At 66.4% G+C, this 15,582-nt stretch carries 15 protein-coding genes; 6 read left to right on the top strand and 9 right to left on the bottom strand.

All coding sequences use genetic code 11. The features are described 5' to 3' along the window. Positions 1-25: 25 nt before the first annotated feature. Complete coding sequence (locus ACIGKQ_RS15990; protein WP_235723941.1) at positions 26-667, bottom strand: class I SAM-dependent methyltransferase; 642 nt, start codon at positions 665-667, stop codon at positions 26-28. 24 nt (positions 668-691) lie between these two features. Continuing rightward, positions 692-1,228 (bottom strand): carboxymuconolactone decarboxylase family protein, encoded by a 537-nt coding sequence (locus ACIGKQ_RS15985; protein ID WP_235723942.1) that lies wholly within the window; start codon positions 1,226-1,228, stop codon positions 692-694. Positions 1,229-1,253: 25 nt separating this feature from the next. On the opposite strand from ACIGKQ_RS15985, the gene ACIGKQ_RS15980 reads away from it, so the two are divergent. Further along, on the top strand, positions 1,254-1,721 hold the full coding sequence (locus tag ACIGKQ_RS15980; RefSeq protein ID WP_235723943.1) for a MaoC family dehydratase: 468 nt from the start codon (positions 1,254-1,256) through the stop codon (positions 1,719-1,721). A gap of 22 nt (positions 1,722-1,743) precedes the next feature. On the opposite strand, the gene ACIGKQ_RS15975 is transcribed toward ACIGKQ_RS15980, so the two are convergent. From ACIGKQ_RS15975 to ramB, 3 genes are all read right to left on the bottom strand, one after another. Next, the gene (locus ACIGKQ_RS15975) at positions 1,744-3,150 is read right to left on the bottom strand and encodes a lipase family protein (protein WP_396574431.1); all 1,407 of its coding nucleotides are present in this window, start codon (positions 3,148-3,150) and stop codon (positions 1,744-1,746) included. A 245-nt stretch (positions 3,151-3,395) separates the two neighbouring features. Then, complete coding sequence (locus tag ACIGKQ_RS15970; RefSeq protein WP_372512330.1) at positions 3,396-4,676, bottom strand: lipase family protein; 1,281 nt, start codon at positions 4,674-4,676, stop codon at positions 3,396-3,398. 501 nt (positions 4,677-5,177) lie between these two features. Further along, complete coding sequence (gene ramB / locus ACIGKQ_RS15965; protein ID WP_235723945.1) at positions 5,178-6,596, bottom strand: acetate metabolism transcriptional regulator RamB; 1,419 nt, start codon at positions 6,594-6,596, stop codon at positions 5,178-5,180. A 94-nt stretch (positions 6,597-6,690) separates the two neighbouring features. Between ramB and ACIGKQ_RS15960 the strand changes: the two genes are divergently transcribed. The 4 genes from ACIGKQ_RS15960 to ACIGKQ_RS15945 all read left to right on the top strand — a co-directional run bounded on the left by ACIGKQ_RS15960 (position 6,691) and on the right by ACIGKQ_RS15945 (position 11,234). Then, positions 6,691-7,479 (top strand): hypothetical protein, encoded by a 789-nt coding sequence (locus ACIGKQ_RS15960; protein ID WP_396574430.1) that lies wholly within the window; start codon positions 6,691-6,693, stop codon positions 7,477-7,479. Between the two features lie 405 nt (positions 7,480-7,884). Continuing rightward, a complete protein-coding gene (gene aceA, locus ACIGKQ_RS15955) occupies positions 7,885-9,180 on the top strand; it encodes an isocitrate lyase (protein ID WP_235723947.1) in 1,296 nt (431 codons plus the stop codon). Between the two features lie 184 nt (positions 9,181-9,364). Next, on the top strand, positions 9,365-10,264 hold the full coding sequence (locus ACIGKQ_RS15950; protein ID WP_235723948.1) for a 3-hydroxybutyryl-CoA dehydrogenase: 900 nt from the start codon (positions 9,365-9,367) through the stop codon (positions 10,262-10,264). Positions 10,265-10,508: 244 nt separating this feature from the next. After that, positions 10,509-11,234, top strand: coding sequence for a heparin-binding hemagglutinin (locus ACIGKQ_RS15945; protein WP_235723949.1), 726 nt, complete (start codon positions 10,509-10,511; stop codon positions 11,232-11,234). A 193-nt stretch (positions 11,235-11,427) separates the two neighbouring features. Here the strand turns inward: ACIGKQ_RS15945 and ACIGKQ_RS15940 are convergent, their stop codons facing one another. Further along, entirely contained in the window at positions 11,428-11,958 is a 531-nt protein-coding gene (locus ACIGKQ_RS15940) for a helix-turn-helix domain-containing protein (protein WP_396574429.1), read from the bottom strand. A gap of 75 nt (positions 11,959-12,033) precedes the next feature. On the opposite strand from ACIGKQ_RS15940, the gene ACIGKQ_RS15935 reads away from it, so the two are divergent. Further along, positions 12,034-13,227, top strand: a complete 1,194-nt coding sequence (locus ACIGKQ_RS15935; RefSeq protein WP_396574428.1) for a benzoate/H(+) symporter BenE family transporter — start codon at positions 12,034-12,036, stop codon at positions 13,225-13,227. A gap of 76 nt (positions 13,228-13,303) precedes the next feature. On the opposite strand, the gene ACIGKQ_RS15930 is transcribed toward ACIGKQ_RS15935, so the two are convergent. From ACIGKQ_RS15930 to ACIGKQ_RS15920, 3 genes are all read right to left on the bottom strand, one after another. Further along, positions 13,304-13,798 carry a hypothetical protein gene (locus ACIGKQ_RS15930; protein ID WP_396574427.1) on the bottom strand — a complete coding sequence of 165 codons (495 nt, stop codon included), beginning with the start codon at positions 13,796-13,798 and terminating at the stop codon, positions 13,304-13,306. Positions 13,799-13,948: 150 nt separating this feature from the next. Beyond that, positions 13,949-14,761 carry an SDR family NAD(P)-dependent oxidoreductase gene (locus ACIGKQ_RS15925; protein ID WP_396574426.1) on the bottom strand — a complete coding sequence of 271 codons (813 nt, stop codon included), beginning with the start codon at positions 14,759-14,761 and terminating at the stop codon, positions 13,949-13,951. Continuing rightward, positions 14,758-15,576, bottom strand: a complete 819-nt coding sequence (locus tag ACIGKQ_RS15920; protein ID WP_235723954.1) for a TetR/AcrR family transcriptional regulator — start codon at positions 15,574-15,576, stop codon at positions 14,758-14,760. The genes ACIGKQ_RS15925 and ACIGKQ_RS15920 overlap by 4 nt, the downstream gene beginning before the upstream one ends. Positions 15,577-15,582: the final 6 nt, after the last annotated feature.

The following is a 15,582-nucleotide window of genomic DNA, read 5'->3' as shown; positions in this document are numbered from 1 at the left end:
GTGCCGGGCGCATCGGAGCAGGGGGTCAGCCGGGCTTGACGGCGAGAACGTACTGCCCCTGTCCGGTGATGGTCTGCTCGACGTGGTCGGCGCCCGCGGTGTGCAACCGGTCGACAATCTCATGTTTTCCGAAGATGCGATACCCGGACATCTCGGTGAGGGGACGCACTCCCGGCAGTGTGGTCAGTTCAGTGGCGACCGACGTGAAGATCACCACCTCACCGCCGGGTCGGGTGACCCGGACGAGTTCATCGATCACCGGGAGCGGGTCGGGGATGAGATACAGCGCGGCCAGACAGGTGACGGTGTCGAAGGTGTTGTCGGCGAAGGGGGTTGCGTGGGCATCGGCGCGAATGTAGCTGGCCCGACCGGTGGCGTTGGTGCGCGCAGCCTGGGTCAGCATGCTGGGCGAGAAGTCGATGCCGATGCAGCGGCCGTCGCCGCGCAGGCCGTCGGCCAGCTTGCGGGTGTAATTGCCCGGGCCGCAGGCGACATCGAGAATGAGACGTTCGCCGGGGCGTGACAGGTAGGCGGTCAGGGCCTTGTCGAAGTCGGCAGTGCCGGAACCACCGAGACTGAACAGTCGGGTGAAGGTGGGACGCCAGAGTCGCTCGTAGACTTGCGAGAACAAGCGGTTATGCATCAATTGCTGCGCGATCGAACTCATGTAGCCCCCCGGCTGCCGTGGTGATCAGACTCTGGTGTCTCGCTGCACGCGCAATGTCCCGATCGTGGTGGCCAACATGTCGTACTGCCCGACGAGCAGGACAAACGCGACGAGCTTCGCCTCGTCGAGGTGTCGGCGCAGCGCCGCCCATGTCGGATCGGAGATGTCCTTGTCCGTCACCAACTCGTCGGTCGCGCGGAGCAACGCCCGTTCCCGGTCACCCCATCCTTCGTCGGGCCCGGCCAGGATGCGGTCGAACTCGTCGGATGAGATGCCGGCGCGCGCGCCGAGCCGCCGATGATGGTCGAGTTCGTAGTCACAGCGGCGGAGATGTGCGACGCGGATGATGATCATCTCGGAGTCCTTGCGCGACAACGCCCCGAACGGCATCAGTCGTGCGCCGAAGTGCAGCCAGCCGCGGAACAGCCCCTTGGCGCGGCCGAGGGTGGAGAAGATGCGTGCCTCGTCGACCCCGATCACCCGGGCCGCGCCGCGCGCGAACACCCAGTTGATCGGACCGAGGTCGCCGAAGCTGCCGGGAGCGACGCGAGGAGTGCTCATGGGGCCACGGTAGACTACCGAAACTATGACGAGCACCACACAGCGGACGTTTTCCAGTGTCGACGAACTCAAGGCTGCGATCGGGGAGGACCTCGGTTCCGGTGAGTGGATGACCATCGAACAGGAGCGCGTCAACGCGTTCGCCGACGCCACCGGCGACCACCAGTGGATTCACGTCGACCCCGAACGCGCGAAGGACGGACCGTTCGGCGCGCCGATCGCCCACGGCTACCTCACGCTGTCGCTGCTGCCGGTGCTGGCCGGCGGCATCTTCACCGTCAAAGGGCCCAAGCTGGTCATCAATTACGGCCAGAACAAGGTGCGCTTCCCCAACCCGGTCAAGGTGGGTTCGCGCATCCGGTCGAACGCGGTCATCAAGTCCGTCGAGGAGACCCCCGCCGGGGTGAACATGGTGGTCACCAACACCATCGAGATCGAGGGCGAGGCCAAGCCGGCCTGTGTCTCGGAAAGTGTGCGGGTGCTGGTCTACTGATCGACCGAAGTAGTGCGGTCGGTCAGCGGAGCGGGCAGCTGCTCGTCGGGGCGCGCCCGGCCAGCCGGGCCTCGATCCAGTTCATCGCGTCGTCGAATGCGGTGAACACCGTGGTCATGTGCTCACCGGGGTACTCGCGATACGTCGCGTTGACCCCCAGCCGGCATTGTTCGGCGAAGAGTGAACGGGCCTGGCTCGCCGGGATCCACCATTCTTGCGCGCCGTGGTAGATGAACACCGGCATCGCCGCCTTCATGTCCTTCATCGACGTGATGTCGAAGATCTCCTGCGCTACCGGCGAACCGAAGGGGTCCGGCACGTTGGACAACGCCTGGGTGGGCACGAACGAGAAGCCCATATAACCCATCGTCCCGGTGCACAAATTCTTGAAGAAGTCATTGGTGGCCAGCCAGCGCGCGACATTGTTAGCCATCGGCAGCAATTCCGGCCGTTCGCGTGTGATGCCGAGGATCGCGGCGTGGAAGACGCCGGTGGCGAGGTTGGCGTTCATCGCCGCGGCAAGCTCGCGATAGTCGGCGGGCACACCACCGATCGCGGCCCCGACGAAACGCGCGGCAACCTCTGGCGCATACGACTTCGCCAGCTTCGCAGTGGCATTCGTGGCGATCGCGCCACCGGAGTAGCCGAGCATCGCCAGCGGTCCACGTGCAAAATTCTTCGCGTCGTAGCTTTCGGCGGCCCGGATCGCGTCGAGAATGACGTGTGCGGCGACATACGGCTCGGCGTAGGCCATGCGCGCGCCGGTGTGATCGGGGACGATCACCGCGTAGCCCTTCTTCAGGGATTCCTGGGTGGTCGGCGGGTCGAGATCGGTGTCGTTGGTGTCGCCACTCTTGCCATGCGACAGCGTGTAGCCGGTAGTGCAGCGGGTGCCGAGCGCGACGATCGGCGGGTTGTTGACCATCACCGGTCGCGCACCCCGACCCGTCCACGGCATGGGCGGCACGAACAGCGTGGCGGTCGCGAACAGCGGACGATCCTGCGCGTCGCGGGTGGCGAACTTGATCTGCCGTGCATACCCGACCTGCACCTCCAGGAGCGGCGCAGCGACCGGGGCGACGTCTCGGGACTGAATGATCTCGCCCGGTGCGCGGCGGTCCAGGTCGGCCGGCCAGGTGTCGAAGAAGGCGTCGCCAGTGGGCGTCGGCATGATGGCTTCGCGCAGTTCCTGCAGGTCCTGGGTGGCGCCGGGGGTCACCGAGCGCGCCGGGATCGACTCCAGTCGTGGCACGTCGGGCGCGGGGACCATCGAGTCGATCCGGTTGGGGAACTGGTCGGGAAACGGCATCAGATTGGCCGGTGCGGGCGCCGCGGACCCACTGCCCGCAACCAGGGCGACTGCGGCCACCGTGACCGCCACTGCACAACGGACCGACGACTTGATTGAACCCGACCACCGCGTGGACATCGCCCACCTCTCACTGCGCGAACGACGACACCGTGCGATGCTCGCGCTTCGGACCACGTCGTCTTTTCGCTATTGCTAACAATCCTTAAAGGATTCTAAGTGGGATGACTGACTTTCGCGGAGCCGGGATCCTTCGATCGACCCGATTCGTCCGAATTGACTACACCTCGGGGCCGGCGCTCGGCGCCCGTGTGGTCGAGTGTGGTGCAGGCATCCGGGCCGCTCGCACGGCGAGGGGCCGATGATCAAGGACATTCGTCGCCAGCGGGTAGGCCCTGTAGTCGGCGGTCGAGCCAGTTCAACGCCTCCGGATAGCCGATGACTGCGGCCGACAGGTGTTCGCCGAACACCTCGCGATAGGCGGCGTGGGCGCCGAGTCGGCATTGTTCGCGATACAGCGCCCGGGCGCCGGCCGCGGGAATCCACCACTCGTGCGTGCCGTGATAAATGTAGAGCGGCACGGCCGATCGTCGTCCGGGCATGGCGTTGATGCGATAGATGCGTTCGGCAACCGGGGAGTGGAATGGGTCCGGGTGGTTTGCGAGAAGCTGCATCGGCCAGAATGTCTGACCCGCCAGTGCGGTCGGGATGGTGCACAGATTCTTCAGCGGCGACGATGCCAGCCAACGGGCGAAATCGTTGGCCATGGTGAGTATTTCGGTGCGCTCGCGGGCGATACCGAAGGTCGCCGCGTGGAAGAAGCCCGTCGCGAGATTGGCGTTCATACTGCCTACGAGCATCCGGAAATCCGCCGGAACCCCACCGAGAGCGGCGCCGACCACCCGCGGCGCCAACTCGGGCGCATAGACGTCGAGCAGTCGTGCGGCACCACCGGTGGCGATCGCGCCCCCGGAGTAGCCGGTCATCACAATGCGTGGGGTACCGAACTGTCGGTGGTCCAGGGCGGCAATCGCCCGGATCGCATCGAGGATCACGTGACCGGCGACGACGGGTTCGGCGTAAGCCATGCGGGGGCCCTGGTGGTCCGGGACCAGCACGGTGTAGCCGCGTGCCAGGGCCAACTGTGTGGTCGGCGGGACCAGGTCGGTTGGATTCGTTGCTATCGAGAAGCCATGTGACAGGGTGTATCCGGGTGTGCAGGCGGTGCCGAGCGAGTCGATCGGCAGATTGTTCACCACGATCGGGCGAGGACGGGCGTCGGTTCCACCGCTGCGAGGCACGAGCACCGTGGCCGTGCCGAATGACGGTGCGCCCACCGCGTCCGTGCTGCGGAACTTCACCAGCGTGGCCGAACGGATGGGGGTGGTCACTACAGGTGCGGCCCTCGCCGTCACGTCGCGGGTGGCGATGATGTCGCCGGGACGTGATCCGGTCAGGTTGTGCGGCCATCGATCGAACACGGGATCGCCGGTGGCAGAGGGTAACACCGCCTCCCGAAGCTCCAGAACCTGCCGCGAGAACCCTGCGGCAAACGCACGCCGCGGTATCCGGCTCAGGGTAGGGATGGGGGCATCCGGTACGACGGCATCGATGGCCGCCGGAATCTGCGGTGGAATGGACATCATGTTCGGTGGCTCTGCCCGCGCAGGTGCCATGACCATGCCGGCCACGGCGATCACCACCACAAGTCCAGCGGTCCCGGAGCGCAGACAACGCATTCGAATCAGACGTATTCGGCAGTGCGACAGCAGACCTGGACGTCCGGGCACCATGACGTGCTCCTTCTGTGTGAGGAGTTCCCCGTTGAACTCCTCACCGTATGACCGTAGGCCGGATCGCGGGACAATCGTCTGGGACATTCGACCCACATCCCAAACGTTATGGGATTGAAACGATGTGGTGTCGTCGAGCGACCCATGTCCCGACTCGCGAGCTGTCGGCCGTCGCTGGTTGAGTAGCGGTGCGCGAGCTTGCGAGCCCGACGTGTATCGACACCAGGCTCGCGGCAACTGATCTCGATACGCCTCCTCGCCTAGCGGCTCGGATGCTACTCGATCAGCGACAAGGGTTTCGTCGGGTTGGGCGTTGCTCGCTCAGTGACACAGACCTCAACCAGAGATGGGCTATCAGCTGGTCATATAGGGCGACACTGTGCTGCGGTGTTCGTCGATCTGCAGGCTCGCCCCAAGCGCCGGGAACGCGCGTTGCGGACAGTTCTGACGTTCGCACACACGGCAACCGGCGCCGATCGGGGTGATTCGTGCCTGCGGGCCGATCTCCAGACCGTCGGAGTAGATCACCCGTCCGGCGTGGCGCAGTTCGCAGCCGAGTCCGATGGCGAAGGTCTTGCCCGGCTGGCCGAATCGGGCGGCGCGGCGCTCAACGGTGCGTGCCACCCAGAAGTAGTCACGGCCGTCGGGCATCTCCGCGATCTGGGTGAGGATCTTGCCGGGGGAGGCGAAGGTCTCGTACACGTTCCACAGCGGACAGGTGCCGCCGCTCGACGAGAAATGGAAGCCGGTGGCGGACTGTCGCTTCGACATGTTCCCGGCGCGGTCGACGCGCACGAACGTCCACGGGATGCCCCGAAGATTCGGCCGCTGCAGGGTGGAGAGCCGATGGCATATGGTCTCGTAGGAGACGGCATAGAAGGCCGACAGGCGTTCGATGTCATACCGGAAATCCTCGGCTGCGCCGTGGAACTGGCGATAGGGGAGCACCACCGCCGCGGCAAAGTAGTTGGCCAGCCCCAACAGTGCGAGTGAGCGAGCCTCGTCGCTGGTGAAGTTGCCGTCGTCGACCAACCTGTCAATCAGATCGCCGTACTCGAGGTACCCGAGCTCGGCGGCCAGTTTCATGGTGCGCTGACCTGCCGACAGTGCTGCGGAGAACTCGAGACGCCGCGAGTCGGGATCGAAGCGGTGCAGAGTGTAGTCCCCGAGGTCCACCCGCCGGACGATCTGTACGCCGTGCACGGTCTCCAGGCGGTTGGCCACCTCCCGCCGGATGTCGGCCGAATGCATGCGCATCCGCACCGTCATCTCCTCGGCGGCCACGTCGAGCTCGTGGATGTAGTTGCGGCGCTGGTAGAAGTAGTCGCGCACCTCCTCATGCGGAGCGGTGATGGAGCCGCGCATGCTGCGATCGCCGCGTTCGTCGGTCGCCGCGGCCAACTGGTCGGTCGCGATCCGATAGCGCTGATGCAGGTTGACCATCGCCTGGGCGATTTCCGGATGCGCGGCCACCAGAGAGCTGATCGCGTGTGCCTCCACCGCGGCGGGCGCTGCCTCCACGTCGTCGTCGAGCAGGACCTCGCGCAACTCCGCGACCAGCCGAACGTTGTCCTGGGTATCGAAGAACTCCTCATCGATCCCGAAGACCTCGGTGATCTTGGACAGCACCGGCACCGTCAAAGGCCGCGCGTCGTGTTCGATTTGGTTGAGGTATGACGGCGAGATGGACAAGGTCTGAGCCAGCGCGACCTGGGACAGGCCGCGTTCGGACCGCAATTGGCGCAGTCGCGATCCGACGTAGGTCCTGGTCATGCCAACCTCCTGCCGTCACGATCGGCGACCACCCGGGCCGGCCCGACGACGCCGGCCGGCCTGGTCGCCCGCCTGTTCAGGGTACGGTGACCGCGTGCGAGTCCGAGTGCTGCGTGGCCGGGGGGCCTCGGTGATGGTGATCGCCGTGATGGCGGCGACGGCCTCACTGGTCGGATGCGGCGACGGCACTGTACCGCCCGCGTCGGTGGCGACGTCGGCGGTCCCGGCAGATCTGCTGCTCGCCCCAGGCCAGTTGCCCGGAGGGTTCGCCCCGGCCCAGCTGGCGGTGGCAGACCTGGTCGAGGGCAATCGAGGAAACATCGAAGCGGCGAACGCTGCCGAGGTCACACCACCGGACTGTCGGCCCACCGCCGACGCCGACCTCAACGAGCAGATCGACGCGGCGAACTCCGCCGTGCTGGCGGCACGGAGCTCCACGGCCTCGCTTGTCGAGCTGGTCACCACTGCGCAGCGCGACATCCCCGCCGACATCGCCGCCTCGACCGGGCGGTGCGCCATCACCACGACCGTCATCGGTGACGGAAACCTGCGGGGCGCGCGGATCGTGACCCGATACACGGAGCTACCCACGCCCGCGCAAATGCAGGGATCGGACCGGCTGCACCAGGCCCTGGTGTTGCGCTCGGACGTGACCACCACCCTGCCCGACGGGGCCGCCAGCACGCAGGTCGGATTTGCCGGTTACGCGCTGCTCTCCCCGGCTGCGGAGCAGACCGCTGCCAGCGATGCGGTGACCGTGCAGCTGACGATGTCAGGCGAGTCCACACCGGCATCTGATCCGCCGACCGATGCACAACCACCGGTGACCGACGCGGCCTTCGGGAAGCTGTTCGACGACGCCGTCAACGCCGCATCACGCTGACCGACGATCCCTGTCAGTGTGAAAGGCGTCACATTCTCACTGACTGCGCCGGGTCGCGGCGCCCATCCGCGTCGGCGCAGGGGTGCATCGGCGGCTACCGACGGGTAGATTAAAAACCCAGTACGCGCGTACTTTTTGGCGTGACCGTGTCGGATTTCGCAACTCGACATTCGCAAACTTTGCAAAAGTTGGCCGATGTGTGGCCGGATTTTGCACTTGAAAGGGATTGGACCTGCAGGTTTGTCCTGTGGCACTCTTGTTCCAGACACCGAAGGCAACGAGGGATTTGTTCGCACAATTCGCGGCGAGCCACTCGCCGACGGGATGTCTGACAGCAGATCGGCCCGGGCGCCACCGGGACGATGCACGAGTGCCCGCGTCAATGAACCGAAAGCGAAGTAGGCAATGAGCAACGTCGGAAAGCCCCGCACCGCCGCGGAGATCCAGCAGGACTGGGACAGCAACCCGCGCTGGAACAACGTCAAGCGCGATTACACCGCCGAGCAGGTCGCCCAGCTCCAGGGTTCGGTCGTCGAAGAGAACACCCTCGCCCGCCGCGGCGCCGAGATCCTCTGGGACGGCGTGACCAAGGGTGACGGCAGCTACATCAACGCTCTCGGTGCGCTGACCGGTAACCAGGCCGTGCAGCAGGTGCGCGCCGGCCTCAAGGCTGTGTACCTGTCGGGTTGGCAGGTCGCTGGTGACGCCAACCTCTCCGGCCACACCTACCCCGACCAGTCGCTCTACCCCGCCAACTCGGTGCCGAGCGTGGTGCGTCGCATCAACAACGCGCTGCTGCGCGCCGACGAGATCGCCCGCGTCGAGGGTGACGACTCCGTCGACAACTGGCTCGTGCCGATCGTCGCCGACGGTGAGGCCGGCTTCGGTGGCGCTCTCAACGTCTACGAGCTGCAGAAGGCCATGATCGCCGCGGGTGCCGCCGGTACCCACTGGGAGGATCAGCTCGCCTCGGAGAAGAAGTGCGGCCACCTCGGTGGCAAGGTGCTCATCCCGACCCAGCAGCACATCCGCACCCTGAACTCGGCGCGTCTGGCCGCCGACGTCGCGGGCACCCCGACCGTCGTCATCGCCCGTACCGACGCCGAGGCCGCCACCCTGATCACCTCCGATGTGGACGAGCGCGACCGCGAGTTCATCACCGGTGAGCGCACCGCCGAGGGCTACTACCACGTGCGCAACGGCATCGAGCCCTGCATCGCGCGTGCCAAGTCCTATGCTCCGTACGCCGACATGATCTGGATGGAGACCGGTACCCCGGATCTCGAGCTGGCTCGCAAGTTCGCCGAGGCCGTCAAGTCCGAGTACCCCGACCAGCTGCTGTCCTACAACTGCAGCCCGTCGTTCAACTGGAGCAAGCACCTCGACGACAGCACCATCGCCAAGTTCCAGAACGAACTGGGCGCCATGGGCTTCACCTTCCAGTTCATCACCCTGGCCGGCTTCCACTCGCTCAACTACGGCATGTTCGATCTGGCCTACGGCTACGCCCGTGAGCAGATGACCGCCTTCGTCGACCTACAGAACCGCGAGTTCAAGGCCGCCGACGAGCGTGGCTTCACCGCCGTCAAGCACCAGCGTGAGGTCGGCGCCGGCTACTTCGACAACATCGCCACCACCGTCGACCCCAACACGTCCACCGCGGCGCTGAAGGGCTCGACCGAGGAAGGTCAGTTCCACTAGGAATTGCGCTCTGGCGAGAAGCATTGCCTTCAGATGAACCCGGGGCGGGCAGGGTAGACACCTTGCCCACCCCGGGTTCGTCTTCTCCCACCGGGCCTTTCCGGTGAACCCTTCTGCAACGGTGCGGCTTTCGGCCAGCTGCCGCGTACGTTGCGACAGCGTTGTCAATCCCGAGGAGTAGATCATGGCAAGCGACAAGATCTCTCGGGTCGGTGTGGTCGGTGCCGGCCAGATGGGCGGCGGTATCGCCGAGGTCTGTGCGCGCGCCGGGGCCGACGTGTTGGTCTACGAGGCGACTCGCGAACTTGTCGCCGCGGGTCGGGCTCGGATCCTGAGATCGCTCGATCGTGGCGTGTCCAGCGGCAAACTCACCGAGCGCGAGCGTGAGGACGCCGCCGCAAAGCTACGTTTCACCTGCGACCTCGGTGACTTCGCGGATCGGCAGTTGGTGTGCGAAGCCGTCATCGAGGACGAGTTGGTGAAGATCCAAACCTTCGCCGATCTCGACAAGGTGGTGACCGACCCGGGCGCAGTGCTCGCGTCCAACACCTCGTCGATCCCGATCATGAAGCTGGGGATGGCCACCCAGGACGCCGGACGTGTGATCGGCATGCACTTCTTCAATCCGGTGCCGGTGCTCCCGCTGGTCGAACTCGTCACCACCTTGATGACCTCCAACCATGTCAGTGCCCGGGCGGAAGCCTTTGCGCACGACGTGCTCGGTAAGCAGGTCGTTCGGTCGGCCGATCGCTCCGGATTCGTCGTCAACTCACTGCTCGTTCCTTATTTGTTGTCGGCCATTCGTATGGCAGAGAGTGGCTTCGCGACCGCCGAGGACATCGACAAGGCCATGGTGCTCGGCTGCGCGCACCCGATGGGGCCACTGAAGCTCACCGACCTCGTCGGTCTCGACACCGTGAAGGCCATCGCCGACAAGATGTACGAGGAGTTCAAAGAGCCGCTCTATGCGCCTCCGCCCCTGCTGCTGCGGATGGTGGAGGCGGGCCGACTCGGCAAGAAGGCCGGCCACGGGTTCTATCGCTACACCGAGGCCGGCGCCGGCAAGCAGGGCGTCGGCGCGTAGGCGATCGTCAGGCGTCGGCCGTGTTGACGGCAGATCAACGTCACGTGACATGTGCCACCTGCGCTTGCATAGTGCTTGCATTTGCTAGCAAGACGTGGATACTGGTTGTTGGAACCAGACAGATACGCCGATTGGTCCGTCGAGACATCCGGCACCGTCGGGTGATCTGTGGGGGTGGTCATCCGCGGCATCGCGGCTGGTGACCACGACCGACCTACCGCACATCACACAGGAGGTGTGAACCGTGAGTGAATCCACACGCACACTGGCCAACCCGATCTATGCCGCTGTCGGCGCCGGAGACTACGTCGTCACGCAGTTCAACGACATCATCGCGCAGTTGCGCGAGCGCACCGAGTCGGCCACCGAGAGCGCGCAGACCCGGTTCGAGCAGACCCGCACCGACGCGCAGACCCGCATCGAGGAGGCGCGGACCCGCATCAACGCTCTTCCCGAGGAGCTGCCGGGCGAGATCGAAGAACTCCGGGGCAAGCTGACCTCGGACGAACTGCGCAAGTTCGCCGAGGGTTACCTCGATACCGCCACCGAGTTCTACAACTCGCTGGCAGAACGCGGCGAGACGACCGTCGAGCGTCTCCGTCAGCAGCCCGTCGTCCAGGAGAACCTGGGGCGCGCAGAGAAGTACTACAACGACGCCGTCGACATGACCGAGGACGCGCTCGGTGTGGTCTCCTCGCAGACCCGCCTCGTCGGTGAGCGTGCCGCCAAGTTGACCAGCATGGTCAGCAGCCGGGTCGAGGACGTCGCCGCCGACATCGAAGAGGCCGGCGAGACCATCAAGGGCGAGACCGCCGAGGCGGCTTCGGAGATCGGTGGCGCTGCCGGCACGGTGGAGGCCAAGGCGCGCACCTCGAATTCGTCACCGGCGAAGAAGGTGTCGGCTGCCAAGAAGGCCCCGGCCAAGAAGGCGCCCGCGAAGAAGGCGCCGGCGAAGAAGGCCACCAGCTGATCTGACGCTACATTCGAATCTCGGTCCCGCTCACCCGGTGTGGTGAGCGGGACCGAGTCGTTCTGCGTTCCCTGCCGGATCTGGCTGCGGTGTCGGCGGTCGGCCGACACAGTAATTGGCGGTGCCAACCGCTGTGACCGCAGCTGGATACGTCGTCGGCGGTAAGCCGGGGCGGCCGGCAACTGACGGGCCGTTATGCGCCCGGCGAGCGAATGGTCAGCACCGCCTGGGCCGGCACGTCGCCGCTGCGATAGGTGTGCTCGACATCGCTGTGCCACGTGAGCGAATCACCCGACGCAGCACGGCGTTCGGCGCCGGTCGGGCCGGCGGTGAGCTCACCCTCCACGACGAGGATGTGCTCGGTCACCCCGGCTCCGTGTGCCGGTGACACTCGGGTGCCACCCGGCAGGACGGTGAGCCAGACGACCTCGGTGGTTGCGCCATCGGGATGGTGCTCGACGTGCAGTACGCGGGCGAGTAGATGATCGCCGCTGCCTTCGGTGCCGGCCTCCTCGCCCAGCAGTGCCGTTAGTGGCACGCCGAGGGGGCCGGCGATGGCGTAGAGGGTGTCCAGGGTCGGATTGCGCTGTCCGGACTCGATCTCCGACAACGACCCTTTGCCGATGCTCGCGCGCCGGGCGAGTTCGGACAGTGACATCCCGCGCTCGGATCGGGCGGCGGCGATGCGGCTGCCGACCGCGCGTCGGCGTTGGTCGATGGTCACGGCCGCCCTTCTGTCCGCCGCAGTCGTTCTGTTGAGGTCGTTCTGTTTACGGAACGACTGCGCTATTCTGCTCCGATGACCATCACAGCACAAGGCGGGCTGCGCGAGCCGATCGTCGCCGGCATCGTCACGGCGCTGGTCGGTTTCACCTCGTCGTTCGCAGTGGTGATCGCAGGGTTGCGGGCGGTGGGTGCCACTGCCGAACAGGCGGCCTCGGGACTGTTCGCGCTGACCGTCGTGTTCGGGCTCGGGATCATCGTGCTCAGCATCCGGTCACGGGCGCCGGTCACCCTCGCGTGGTCGACCCCGGGGGCGGCGCTGCTGGTGAGCATGGGTGCGGGCTACGACGCCGGGTGGGCCGCGGCCGTCGGTGCATTCCTCGTCGTCGGCGGTCTGACCCTGCTGGTGGGGCTGATTCCGGCGCTTGGTGACCTGATCGCCCGCATCCCGACCCCGATAGCGCAGGCGATGCTCGGTGGCGTGTTGTTGTCGCTGTGCCTGGCGCCCATGGAATCGTTGGCCGCGGAGCCCCTCCTGACCCTGCCGGTCCTGATTGTCTGGCTGGTGGCGACCCGCTGGCTGGCGCGGTGGGCGTTGCCGTTGACACTGCTGACCGCGCTCGTGGTCATCGCGGTCTACGTGTGGGTGCATGGCAACGAGCAGCACCTCGAGGCGACCTGGCTGCCAACGCTGTCGTGGACCACCCCGAATTTGGATGTCGCAGCGATCGTCGGCATCGCCATCCCGCTGTTCGTGGTGACGATGGCATCGCAGAACATACCTGGCGTCGCGGTGCTGTCGTCGTTCGGCTACACGACGCCCTGGCGGGCGGCGATGACGGTCACCGGTGCGGGCACTGCGTTCGTGGCGCCGTTCGGTGGTCACGCGATCAACCTCGCCGCGTTGTCGGCGGCGCTCGCGGCCGGCGACGAGGCCGGGCCGGACCGGTCGCGCAGGTGGATTGCGGGTGTGTCGGCCGGCGTCGGATACCTCGTACTGGCGGCGTTGTCGGGGGCGTTGGTGACGATCGCGGCGATCGCACCCGGTGGCCTGGTGGAAGCCGTTGCCGGACTGGCGCTTCTGGGTACCTTCGCAGCAGCGGTGGTGGGTGCGTTCACCGCTGTCGAGACCCGCGTGCCGGCCGCGCTCACTTTCGTGGCCGCCGCCTCCGGGCTCACCTTCTTCGGTGTCGGCGGAGCGTTCTGGGGTCTGGTGATCGGGTTGGTCGCGCATACGGTGCTACGGCCCCGAACCTCCGCTCCCCGTTGACTGGGCGCCGTTTCCGGTCGGTAGGCCCCGGTTGGGTGCCGACTCGACGGGACTCGACGTGGGAGGAGGCGAGGCGTCACGCAGCAGGGCATGCTTCCACCGGGACCATGATCTCGATCGGGTCCCGGTCGGCGAAAGTGAAGGTGACGCTGAAGGACTCACCGGGCTCGGCGTTCTCGCGGAGGCCGCGCAGGGTGGTGGTGAACGCCGGATCGCCGGGTGCGAGGTCCGCGCCGCTGACGCCCGAGTTGATCTCGGACTGTGGCTCTACGGTCTTCGGACCGGGTGGGGACATCTCGGCCGACTCGGCGACATCGGTGGTGATCCCGGTGAAGGTCGCGGAGTCGGTGTCGGAGATGTTGGACACGATGTAGCGGAAGCCGGCGTCGTCGCCGACCTGCAGGGCACACAGTCCGTTGATGTTTTCCGGTGTGATGAAGGCGTTCTCGATGCTCACGGGGTCGGTTTCCGATCCGGAACCGCGATTGGGGGACCCGCCTTCGGGGTCGTTGGTGCATGCGACGGCAAGCAGGGCCACGCCGCCGATCAGGGTGATGGCTCGTGTTCTCATGTCGCCGACGGTAGGCGGTGTGGCGCAGGATCAGAAAACGGAGCGATAACGATTCGACGACGTTGAGAGTTTGGTCGTCGCATCCCGTGGCGGGTGCCCATTGACCCAATTGGCCGAAAGAGCGCCCAGTCGACGGGAAATGGCGCCCAGTCAACGACGGTTGGGTTGGGAGTCAGAGGGGGTGGGCGGGAACAGTGGTCCGCCGCCGAAGGCGGCCCGATGCGAGTCGGGCGGCGTGCCGTCGTTGTTGGTGAGGCCGTACGCGGCACCGAGTTCCGCGGTCACCAGCGTGTGCCCGTTGTAGCTGTCCAACTGCGGGTCGTCGGCGAGGGCGGCGATGACCCGTCCGACGAACTCTGGGTCCTCCGCCCGCTGCAGGGAGAATCCGGCGAACTCGTCGACGCCGAGCGACAGCAGCAGCTCGGTACGGATCAACCCGAGCCACAGCGACACCGCGGTGACCCCGGTGCCGGACAGTTCGTGGCCCATGTCGAAGGCCATCTTGTCCAGGCCGGCCTTGCTCATCCCGTACAGCACCGAGTGCAGGTGCCCGCGCGACCCGAATGACGATATCGACGCGATCAACCCGCTACCGCGATCCACCATCATCTGCGCGGCATGGACCGAGGCGACATAGTGCGCCCGCAGCCCGACTCCGATGAGCGTGTCCCAGTCGTCGACCGGGCGCTCCCAGAACTTGTCGGAGAAGCCGCCGAAACCGCGGGGCGCCGCCCACGCGTTGTTGACCAGTAGATCGAGGCTGTCGGTGTCACCTTCGATCTGTGCGAAGACGTCGGCGACGGCGTCGTCGTCGGTGTGGTCACAGGCCAGCGCGATGGCACCGTCGGGTCCGGTCCCATGCCGCGATGTCACATAGACAGTCCAGCCGGCCGCGATCAGCGCGGTCGCCACGCCACGTCCCACACCGCGGCTGCCGCCGGTGACCAGTGCGGTCGAACTCATCGGTTCTCCCCGGCCGCGCCACCGGTCGTGTGTGCGGGGGTGTGATCGACCGCGTCGGGCAGCGGGGGAGGCTGGGCGATGAATGCCTCGCGGGACCCGTTGACCGCGGCGATGCCCACGATGGTGCTCCACGACAACATCGTCAGGTAGTCGATGAGGTCGGCGACGGGGATGGAGCGTTCGGTCATCCACCAGTCGACGGCCCGCTGGATCGCGCCGACCAACGCATTCGACCACACCTCGGCACCCGAGGTGTCGGCGTCGCGCTCGGTCATCCGGATGACCAGCACGTTGGTCATCAACTGGGCGACCAACTTCTCCGAGTCCGCGGTGGCCACCGACGACGGCGCGCCGGTGAGCGCGAACTTGTAGAGGTTCGGTTCGTCGGCCACCGCTTTCACATAGACGCCGACGACGGTGCGGGTCAGCGTGTACTCGTCCACGTCGTCGGTGATGGCCTCGGTGAGGCGTGGCAGCAGGGTGGACTCGAAGAAACGCACCGCCGTGGCGACGGCGAGGTCGTTCTTGTCGGTGAAGTATCGGTAGAGCACGGTCTTCGACACACCGATGTGCGCGGCGATCTCGTCCATACCGACGTCGGCGCCCAGCTCGCGGACGGCGCGAATCGTGCCGTCGGTGAGTTCGGAGCGGCGCGCCACCTTGTGCTTCTCCCACCGCTGGCGCCGACCATCCGGCTTGCCCCCGGGGTCGGTGACGGAGTTCAGCAACGCATGCTCCAGACCCCGGGTGACGTTCGCGGCGGCGGCCACGGCGGCGCGGGCGGCGGCTGCCGGGCTCGAACGGTTGGGCGTCACCTGGCC

Origin of the sequence: Gordonia sp. NPDC062954 (assembly GCF_044543825.1) — a bacterium.
Taxonomy (GTDB): domain Bacteria; phylum Actinomycetota; class Actinomycetes; order Mycobacteriales; family Mycobacteriaceae; genus Gordonia; species Gordonia tangerina.
This window is presented reverse-complemented; position numbering and strand designations above follow the sequence as displayed.